This is a genomic window from Moorena sp. SIO4G3, from assembly GCF_010692305.1.
Classification (GTDB): domain Bacteria; phylum Cyanobacteriota; class Cyanobacteriia; order Cyanobacteriales; family Coleofasciculaceae; genus Moorena; species Moorena producens_A.
Window position 1 is genome coordinate 1 of sequence record NZ_JAAHIG010000448.1, and the last position, 6561, is coordinate 6561.

The window sequence follows — 6561 nt, forward strand, 5'->3', positions numbered from 1 at the left end:
GCTGCCACCAACAGATACATTGGAGCAGGTCGAAAGACCAGAATATCTAGGAGCCGTGTGAGGTGAAAGCTTCATGCACGGTTCTGAAGGAGAGGTGCTCCCCTTAATAGGGGACATCGACTCTAACCCGACAGGATGACGGTGAGAATCCGTCCCTTCAGGAGAGAAGTGACTGTGCGATTCGTTGACTAGAAACCACACCCTATAAAGGTTTGGGGGATTAGTCGCAAGGTAATCGAACCTTGACAACTTGATAACCATGTTGGTGAAATACCAACCCGGAGACAAAACCTTAGAATAGTGCAGCCTTAGTACAAAACCTTACTCCTATGATGCATAACCTGCTGACCATAAAGGCTGCACTATTCTTTCGGTAACTTCTGACCCTCGTGAAATCCGAGTGACAGCCCTACCCCTAATCACTGAGAAGTAACAAGCTCTAGGTTAAAGCGGGGTCGAATAGTGAAGCTCTATCAGCTAAAGGTGGAGTTAGTAACAGGCAGTTGAACTCATGGGTACGCAAGGAAGATACACCAGAACCATCGTCAGTCTCAAGTAGCGAAACAAGCTGACACGCTACAAGCAAAAAGCTAACGGAACATAAAGGATTATAAGGTTAGTCACTTTTATAATGATTTCACTAAGTTCCCGGTGGAGAGTATCACCCATTAAGTCCAGAGAATGGTTATCAGGAACGAAATAACTCCATAGGTGCTCTCAAGAAGGTCGATTCTTGAGTAGGTAGTTAGCCCCATGGCCTATGTGAGAAAGATTAAGTCAGAAGCCAATGCCTGGAGTAATATCCAGGATATGCTGACGGACTTACGTTGTAGGAAAAGATCTAGCTATGAGTAGTAATTAAAATGTCTAAAACTCGGGGGTTCGCCCCACAGGTGGAATGGAATACGGTTAACTGGCGGAAGCTGGAACAAACTGTATTTAAGTTACAAAAGCGGATATATCAAGCCTCGAGCCGTGGTGACGTGAGCGTGGTAAGAAAACTGCAAAAGACCCTGATGAAATCTTGGTCAGCAAAAATGATTGCGGTCAGAAAGGTTACCCAACAAAACAAGGGCAAAAAGACTGCCGGAATAGACGGGAAAAAAGCCTTAACCAATAGGCAAAGACTCGACTTAGTAGTCAGCCTAAAAATCTACCGAAAGCCACAACCAACTAGAAGGGTCTGGATACCCAAACCTGGAAAGTCAGAAAAGCGGCCTCTAGGGATACCAACCATATACGACCGGGCTTTACAAGCACTTGCCAAACAGGCATGTTTAACCTGAATGGGAAGCAATCTTTGAAGCGAACTCTTATGGTTTCCGACCAGGACGGTCTTGTCATGACGCCATCGGGGCAATATATTGTAGCATCAATAAAAAACCCAAGTGGGTATTAGATGCCGATATATCCAAGTGCTTCGATAAAATTAACCACAATGTTCTCTTAACAAAATTAAATACTTATCCATCCATGAGGCGATTAGTCAAACAATGGCTAAATGCAGGAGTGATGGATAAGGGCACATTCTCCCCTACAGAAGAGGGTACTCCTCAGGGTGGCATTATCTCACCACAAAAGCGCGAACATAGCTCTCCACGGAATGGAAAACCGGATTAAGGAATTCGCTGGAAGTTTACCTGGTGAAAAACAGAAGAACAAAAAAGCATTAACCTTCATCCGATATGCAGATGACTTTGTCATATTGCACAAAGACCAAGAAGTGGTAGAAGAATGTCAAAGAATCATTGAGGTCTGGCTAAAAGACATAGGCTTGGAATTAAAACCAAGTAAAACCAAAATAACCCACACTTTTGACGGATTTGACTTCCTCGGATTCAATATCCGACAACATAAAGTAGGGAAAAACTGGTCAAAACAAGGTTTTAAAACCTTAATCAAGCCATCCGAAAGAAAAGTGAAAGAGTATTATGAGCGACTTGCAAAAGTCATTGACAGACACAAAGCCGCGACCCAAGAAGCTCTCATCAAGCATCTCAAACCCATTATAAGAGGATGGTGTAATTACTACAGCGCCGTTGTAAGTAAGAAAACCTACTCCAAAATGGACAACTTACTCTGGAACAAACTCGCCTTGATGGGGATACAGGAGACACCCCAACAAATCCAAGACCTGGGTGAACAAGAAATACTGGGGAACTAAGGTTGAGAAACCTAAAAAACCCTGGGACGCCCCGAAGATAGACAACTGGGTATTCATGACCAAAGAGGATAACTACCTCCCGAAACATGCCAAAACTCCAATAGTCAGGCACATAAAGGTAAAAGATATCCGGAGTCCTTTCGACGGCGACCTAATTTATTGGAGTACCCGGATGCAGAAACATCCTGAAATGACCAGCTCATTGGGAAGGCTTTTGAAAAGGCAAAAAGGGAAATGTGCTCATTGTGGTCTCACCTTTAGGACAGAAGACTTGTTGGAAATACACCATATCAAACCACGTTCACTTGGTGGAAGCAACCTAGACAAGAATCTAGAATTACTACACCTACACTGCCACGACACAAAACACGGAAATAAAATCAACTCTTCCGAGTTAGATAGAAATCCGTTCTAGAGGTACCAATGACAATGGTTCCTACGATGAGGAGCCGGATGAAGGGAAACTTTCACGTCCGGTTTTGAAGACGAGTCGCGATTGGAGGCAACTCCCCGGCTTAGTTTAATCCCTATCTGGCCACACCGAGTTTGAAGTTACCGTAAGACAGTTGAGCCTTTATGGGTGTACGCTGTTGCATAAAAGGGTTAAATCTTTTGTAATAAGGCTCAACTGTCTAAGGTTTCATCTCCGAGGCGACATCCTCGCAGAGTGAAGCTGGCAACAGGGCGCAATCAGACAAGTCTCAGATGCTTGACACTGGCGCTAATGGGGAAGGTGACACGGGTAACAGCAGCGAAAGTCCTGAAAAAGCGTCTTAAAAGACAGCCGCAATCTGACCTAGAAAAATGCGAGACTGCATTCCCGATTATTATCATCACAGCGTTCTCCGGCGCGATGGCTGTAATCTCCGATGAGGGAATAGGCGAATTGGTTAGAAGTTACCGCAAGAATAGTGGAGCCTTTATAGTTAGTCGGCTATGGGTAAAAGGGTTAAAAATTTTGTAGTAAGGCTCCACTATTCTAAGGTTTCATCTCCGGACTGCCCTAAAATCACCAGAGAATCTAACGGACGGAACAAGTAAAAACGGCAGCATATGAGTCTATGGAAAGGTCGAACCCATAGTAAGTTATGTCAAACCTAATCCTCACTGCCGGGTAGGATGTAGCCTAACAACTGGCTACGGGTATCCAGAATATACAAACCTTAGGAGAGTACAGGTAGACACATGTCAAAACGATATAGTGACCTTTGGAAAAGTCAACAGTGGAAGAAACTCCGCCAAAACTTATTCCGCCTACAAAAGCGAGTATACAAAGCAGTTCAAGCAGGTGACCTTAAGAGAGCTAGGTCTTTGCAAAAACTGATTCTGAAATCCCGTTCAGCACAACTTTTGGCAGTCCGTCAAGTCACACAGCTTAACAAGGGCAAGAAAACGGCGGGAATTGATGGAAAGTCAAGCCTCAATTACCGAGAACGCATGGAACTGGTTGAAGCATTGAACCACTATGGCCACGACTGGCAACATAGCGGACTACGTGAAATCCCAATCCCTAAAAAGAACGGGAAAGTAAGAATGCTTAAGATACCAACCATTGCCGACAGAGCATGGCAATGTTTAGTAAAGCTAGCCCTGGAACCGGCTCATGAAGCTACGTTCAGCAAGGATAGCTACGGATTCAGGACAGGAAGATGTGCCCAAGACGTCCAGAAACGACTTTTCGGCCATCTAAACTCAAGTTCAAATGGGTACCAAAAACGAATCATAGAGTTAGACATTGAAAAATGCTTTGGCCGTAGGCCACGCTTCGCGAACGACCGTATCTCTCACACCTGTATAATGGAAAGGCTTATAGCACCAGCTAAGATTAAAACGGGAATATTCAGATGCCTAAAAGCAGGAGTATCCGTACAATTTCCAGAACAGGGAACCCCACAAGGGGGAGTGGTAAGCCCTTTACTCGCAAATGTGGCCTTAAACGGAATCGAAGAATTACATACCAGTCTCCGCTATGCAGACGATATGGTATTTCTGTTAAAACCAAAAGACGACGCTGAGAAAATTCTCCAGAAAGTAAAAGAATTTTTGGCAGAACGAGGGATGAACGTCAGTGAAAGTAAGACTAAGGTAACTAAAGCGACAGACGGGTTTGTCTTCCTTGGCTGGTACTTTAGAGTCAAGAAAAACCGCAAATTCCATTGCATTCCCTCAGCGGAAAACCATCGGAATGTACGGGAAAAGATTAAAAACGTCGTCAACTGCTCGAATTATGGTGCAGAAGTAAAAGCTAAAAAACTAGCCCCTATAATCCGGGGATGGCGCAACTACCACTCAAGCTGTGACATGAGCAGCAGCAGGGATAGTTTATGGTTCATAAGAATGGCGGCCAATCGGAAATTCAGAAAAGAAAAGAAGACCAACCGCTGGAAAGCCAATAAACTGTGCGATAAAGCGTTCCCAAAGGTAGAATACAGTCTATTCGGAAAACACGACAACGTAAAGGGAGCTAAGTCACCTTACGACGGCGACTTAGTCTATTGGAGTAAAAGAAATTCGCGCCTTTACTTCGACGCTACGTCCAAAGCCTTGAAAAAGCAAAACCATTCATGTGGATACTGTGGATTGAGATTCATGGAAGACGAATCTGTACACCTCCATCATATTGATGGAAACCACGACAATTGGTCAAGAAGTAATCTAACAGCAGTCCACCAGAGTTGTCACCAACAAATACATTGGTCAAAAGTTGAGACACAAGTGAAACCCACTTTCAACAACGAACAAAAAGGAACTTGTAAGACAACAAAGACAACGAACAAAACCACAGGAGCAAAAGCGAAAGCTAAGGATACCTAGGAGCTGTATGAAGGGAAACCTTCACGTACAGTTCTGAAGGAGAGGTGCCCCGGATAATACCGGGCATCGACTCTAACATGTGAAAAGCTATTACGCCAGCATCAATCATGGGATTTTGATGGAGATTGTGGGGAAATATGTTAGTGAAGAAGCAGTTATTCGTTTGTTATGGGGTTATTTACGTCGCTATGTTTCTGATGGGGGTGACTACATTGATATTTCAAAGGGCATCTCCAAACGATGCCCTATTTCTCCACTAATTGGAGCGTTATTCCTTAAACCTTTGGATGACCGGATGGCTCAGCTTGGTTGTTTCTATGTCAGATACATGGACGATTGGGTAATTCTGGCACCGATCCGCTGGAAGTTGCGAAAAGCCATCAAAGCCACTAACGAGGTGATGAATGAGTTAAAGGTTCTCAAACATCCCGAGAAGACCTTTATCGGTCGCATCGCCAGTGGCTTTGATTTTTTGGGCTATTGGTTTTCGACCTCGGGTTTAGGAATAGCTCGGAAGACGGTGGAACGGATGCTTGAAAATATGACTCGGCTTTACGAGCACGGTGCGCCCATAGAGCGCATTGAGGCATATTTTATACGCTGGTGGCGATGGGTGAAAGGTGGGATATCTGTGACATGGCTCAGTGTCTTTCAATCAAGTTTAACCCTTCGGGTGATGGGGTTAACCAGACCCCCTGGTTCAAGGGAAGGGGGTTGCGGTGAGCTCAAGCAGGATTTATTTCACGCGCTACTGTGATTACTTCCTTCGTCTTTTTTCCCTCTAAGTTGCTGATTTTTCCCTGGGGGCTGGTCGGCTCTTTCCATTGACGGTTCTGGCCGATGATTCATCAAACGTACATGTTACTGCTTGAATTCTTTTTTCTTTCAACCCTCCTATCAGTATGTTAATACTCGGCATGGTTCATGGTAAACTTTATACTCCACTAACGCTAATCGCGAAACTGATATACTATAACGTGATGCATTTTCCATGGGGATCACTCCATAACTCTGGATGGCCAGGTCTTTTTTATATCCTAATCCTTCGGTTGATGTTATGATTTCTAGCTCACCTTCACCCCCGAAATTAGTATAATCCATACATAGGCGCTCATTGGGTTTATTCTCTACGACACCGACATGTGATAACCCATTAACACTACCCACGCACATAATCTCCTCTTTAGTTAGATCGCAGTAACGGCTATCGGAAGATGTATTGGAGCCAAAGGCCGGCTGGCATACGATTGCACAACACGACAAAATCATCCCCACCACCATGACGGTCAGTCCTTTAATCCCACTCCGGATCTTTTTTTTCATTTTTTCCTCTCCTTTTTTTCCTTTGTTTCTGTAAAGCATTTTTGTCCCATAACGGAAAGGGTACCATAGTCTTCCTAGATTTACACAATAATTCTCCGCAATTCCCCATCTGTGACCAAACCCTGGGGTTTTCACCATTAGACATCTCCAGGAATTGCTAAGCAAGTCCATAACTAGGTTTGAGATGTTTGCGATAGTTAACAAATGCTTGATTTTTAAACGAAAAAATGAGGATTGCCAGTATTTATTGACACTAATTT

At 44.1% G+C, this 6561-nt stretch carries 8 protein-coding genes and 1 pseudogene; 7 read left to right on the top strand and 2 right to left on the bottom strand.

The window, feature by feature from the left end:
- Positions 1 to 292 precede the first annotated feature (292 nt).
- A pseudogene (locus F6J99_RS39505) lies at positions 293 to 385 on the bottom strand (RNA-guided endonuclease TnpB family protein); the annotation flags it as partial.
- A 478-nt stretch (positions 386 to 863) separates the two neighbouring features.
- Here F6J99_RS39505 and F6J99_RS45915 point away from each other — a divergent pair.
- The 7 genes from F6J99_RS45915 to F6J99_RS39525 all read left to right on the top strand — a co-directional run bounded on the left by F6J99_RS45915 (position 864) and on the right by F6J99_RS39525 (position 5735).
- A complete protein-coding gene (locus F6J99_RS45915) occupies positions 864 to 1286 on the top strand; it encodes a reverse transcriptase N-terminal domain-containing protein (protein WP_365975172.1) in 423 nt (140 codons plus the stop codon).
- 64 nt (positions 1287 to 1350) lie between these two features.
- On the top strand, positions 1351 to 1620 hold the full coding sequence (locus F6J99_RS45920) for a reverse transcriptase domain-containing protein (protein ID WP_365975179.1): 270 nt from the start codon (positions 1351 to 1353) through the stop codon (positions 1618 to 1620).
- Positions 1559 to 2164, top strand: coding sequence for a group II intron maturase-specific domain-containing protein (locus F6J99_RS45925; RefSeq protein WP_365975174.1), 606 nt, complete (start codon positions 1559 to 1561; stop codon positions 2162 to 2164). Before F6J99_RS45920 ends, F6J99_RS45925 begins: the two co-directional genes overlap by 62 nt.
- Entirely contained in the window at positions 2139 to 2579 is a 441-nt protein-coding gene (locus tag F6J99_RS45930; protein ID WP_365975176.1) for an HNH endonuclease, read from the top strand. Before F6J99_RS45925 ends, F6J99_RS45930 begins: the two co-directional genes overlap by 26 nt.
- Positions 2580 to 2888: 309 nt before the next feature.
- Positions 2889 to 3128 (top strand): hypothetical protein, encoded by a 240-nt coding sequence (locus F6J99_RS39515; RefSeq protein ID WP_293121592.1) that lies wholly within the window; start codon positions 2889 to 2891, stop codon positions 3126 to 3128.
- A gap of 221 nt (positions 3129 to 3349) precedes the next feature.
- A complete protein-coding gene (locus F6J99_RS39520; protein WP_293121594.1) occupies positions 3350 to 4978 on the top strand; it encodes a reverse transcriptase domain-containing protein in 1629 nt (542 codons plus the stop codon).
- A gap of 79 nt (positions 4979 to 5057) precedes the next feature.
- Complete coding sequence (locus tag F6J99_RS39525; RefSeq protein WP_293121596.1) at positions 5058 to 5735, top strand: reverse transcriptase domain-containing protein; 678 nt, start codon at positions 5058 to 5060, stop codon at positions 5733 to 5735.
- Positions 5736 to 5875: 140 nt separating this feature from the next.
- Here F6J99_RS39525 and F6J99_RS39530 read toward each other — a convergent pair.
- Positions 5876 to 6561: hypothetical protein (locus F6J99_RS39530; RefSeq protein WP_293121598.1), on the bottom strand; the 686-nt coding region annotated here is incomplete at its 5' end.

Bases quoted from the DNA above. Each gene is read 5' to 3' on its own strand.
- F6J99_RS45915 (WP_365975172.1), top strand. From the start codon at position 864: ATGTCTAAAACTCGGGGGTTCGCCCCACAGGTGGAATGGAATACGGTT.
- F6J99_RS39515 (WP_293121592.1), top strand. From the start codon at position 2,889: ATGGGGAAGGTGACACGGGTAACAGCAGCGAAAGTCCTGAAAAAGCGT.
- F6J99_RS39520 (WP_293121594.1), top strand. From the start codon at position 3,350: ATGTCAAAACGATATAGTGACCTTTGGAAAAGTCAACAGTGGAAGAAA.